This is a genomic window from Lyngbya sp. CCY1209 (genome assembly GCF_035615495.1).
GTDB lineage: Bacteria > Cyanobacteriota > Cyanobacteriia > Cyanobacteriales > Microcoleaceae > Limnospira.
This window is the reverse complement of record NZ_JAJENU010000499.1, coordinates 1-2,841: the sequence shown is the minus strand read 5'-3', so window position 1 is coordinate 2,841 and position 2,841 is coordinate 1. Positions and strand designations below refer to the sequence as shown.

The window sequence follows — 2,841 nt, the reverse complement described above, 5'->3', positions numbered from 1 at the left end:
TGGGTATTGATATTCGTGTCTCCGTAGACATCAAAATTGATGTAATCGTTTTCAAAAAAGGTATATCCGTAGTATCCGTATCCGCCAACGACGTTGGATTCTTCGGAAACATTGGCGATATGATTGAGGTCGGAAATATTCATGGTTTCTCTCCAGAGAATTGAGTGAAATAGGTTTTGTTTCTGTTCTGAATCTAATTTAATTTGAAAACCATTTACCGTGTTGCCAATGTGGCAGAAATCGGATTTTTTTGAAAAATATCACACGCACAAGAGTAATCACTAATGTTGCCAGATCGGCATTGATTTTCATTTTTTTAATGGCAGATTTACAAATGGCGATCGCCCGAACTCGAATTCAGCCAATTCCAAAAAAAAATCCCCGCCGCAGCAGAGAGAATTGGTTAAATCCGATCGCGAGTTGTAATTAGAGAGGCAGTTCACCAGATGGAATGCAACCAATTGCCAGCACCGCTCGCCCCCTTCCCTCCGGCGACGCGAGCCTCCTTGCGGCCGACATTTTCACAATAGCCCAAATCTTTAATTTTAGTGGACTTGTCGCGATCGCTCTTTTGCCCCCCACAATTTCGGTTAGCCTTGAGCAGCCGGTTGTAAGTCCGATAGGGAATGTAGTGCAGCGGATTGTAACCGGCAAAGGAAAGAATCAAAACGCAAGCCCAAGAATATTTTCCCGCCAAGATGGCGTCGATCACTTCGTTGAATTGTGCTTCAGTCATGGTTTTGTTGAGATTGCTAGAACGGTTAGAATTGAAAGTCATAACACCTGATTCCTAAAATACAATTGATTTACAGTTCCAAACCCTGTTTTTGAATTTTGCGGATCGGGTCGAGGAACAGATCCACAATCCGGCGCTGCCGGATGACGATACTCGCCGTGGCCGTCTGACCGGGTTTAAATTCGATCTGTTCCCCATCGTCCACGACAAAATCCCGTTCCAGAACGATTTCCACCTTGTAGACGGCTTGACCCTCTTGAACGGGTTTCGTATCGGGGGAAATCGAAGTCACCGTCCCCTCGATCACGCCGTATTCCTGATAGGGATAGGCGTCAAACTTGATCTTAGCCGGCATCCCCGTCTCCAAAAAGCCGGCTTCTCGTTCCGGCAGGCTGGCGGAGAGCACCAACGGCGCGTCCTCCGGCGTAATTTCCGCGAAGGTCTGCCCCGGTTGCAGCACTTCCCCGAAGTTGGCGACGTTGAGGGAAGAAACCGTGCCGTCGATGGGGGCGTACAGAAACCGTTGCTGCAGCTTGGTTTCGGCGCTGGCGATCAAATTTTGAGTGTCGGCAATTTCGGCATCGAGCTGGGTGAGTTTCAGTTCGAGCTGCTGAATTTTTTCCTGGGTTTGCAGGACACTCGCCTCGGCCTCGGCCCGCTGGCGCTCCAACTCGGCGTCCAGCCGCGCCGCGTCGGTTCGGAGCTGTTGGAGTTCCCCCTGGGATTGGGTGAGGCGGCGTTCGGAGTCCCGCAATCTCTCCTCGGCCTGGAACACCTGTTCCTCGCTGCCGGTTTGCTCCTGCATTTGGGCCTGGACGATCGCCCGCTCTCGGTCCCGGAGGGATTGTTCAGCCTGGAACATCACCTCCTGGGAGAGCGCCCCGGCCTCCACCAGGGGACTGAGCCGCTCCACCCGCTCGGCCGCCGCCGCCTCGTCGGCCCGCAGTTTTTCGAGCAGTTCGTCGGTGCGGGTGTCGAGGGGTTGCAAGTTCTCCAGACGGCTCTGGCCGGCTTGCCGGTTCAACTCGAGTTGGGCGATGAGCTGCCGGGTGGCGGCCATCTGGCTGTCGATGCGATCGCGCTCCGCCTGTCGGGCCTGCATTTGGGCCTCGGCGATGGAGGCCCGGGTCTGGGCTTCCAAGTGGGTGCGGTCGAGCAGTTGTTGCTGTTGGGAGCGTTCGAGTTGCAGGGATTGCAACCGCTGTTGTAACCGCTCCACCTCCCCCGCGGCCATTTGGGTGTCCAGTTCCGCGATCGCCTCCCCGACTTTCACCGCCTCTCCCTCTTCCACGGCGATACGGACAACCTTACCCGACTCCACCGGATGCACCTTGTAGACATCCCCCTGGGGAATCAATTCTCCCCGGGCCTCCCCCACCTCGTCGATGGTGCCGAAATAGGACCAGGTTCCGAAGGCCGCGCAGAAGGCGAGTCCCCCCATCATCAACCGGGCTGGAAGGGAAGAGGGCGGGCGATCGAGGAGAGATTGGAGCGCCGGCGACCAATCCCCCGGCTCGGGTGCCGGTTTTTTCGGCTTGGCGACGGCCGGATGTTGAAATGAAGGGGCGATCGGCAGCGACCCCGCCACACCCCCGCGCAACTGGTGGGGGTTGTCCAACTCTTCCGGAGGAAGATCTAAATCTCGGTAGATCTCATCCCCGTGTCGGCCGTTTAAATCGGTCTTTTGAGGGATGTGCATTTGATCGAATTGATGGGTATTTTTCCATTTCATAAAACGAGACCAATAATCGCGATCGTAAATATGACTTGACGTGCGAGAGCGGTCATTTAAAGCTGGATAAATTTTAAAAAAGACAGATCCAAGAATTGAATTCTGGCAGTGGATCGCAGGACACCTGTATTATTCTCGGCTTTCCTTAATATGTTAGATCGAACTCTGTCGTCACGACTGCCAATTTGGCACTTTTTTCATGAACTTTTGTTAAACCAATAAAAAGTTCGTGATTTAGAGGGAGAAATCAAAGCAGATTTAGAGCAACGAGCGCTCACGTGGTTACAGTTGAAATTGGGTCAGAAATTTTCAAACCCTTATAGAAAAGCCGTTTCAGTTTCCGACTCCCTAATACCGACTGCCGAGGACCGCG

2 protein-coding genes are annotated in these 2,841 nt (G+C 53.4%); both read right to left on the bottom strand.

The window, feature by feature from the left end:
* Window positions 1–439 precede the first annotated feature (439 nt).
* Window positions 440–778 carry a HetP family heterocyst commitment protein gene (locus LKE08_RS15850; RefSeq protein ID WP_324705215.1) on the bottom strand — a complete coding sequence of 113 codons (339 nt, stop codon included), beginning with the start codon at window positions 776–778 and terminating at the stop codon, window positions 440–442.
* A 28-nt stretch (window positions 779–806) separates the two neighbouring features.
* Entirely contained in the window at window positions 807–2,468 is a 1,662-nt protein-coding gene (locus LKE08_RS15845) for an HlyD family efflux transporter periplasmic adaptor subunit (RefSeq protein ID WP_324705214.1), read from the bottom strand.
* Between the last annotated feature and the right edge of the window lie 373 nt (window positions 2,469–2,841).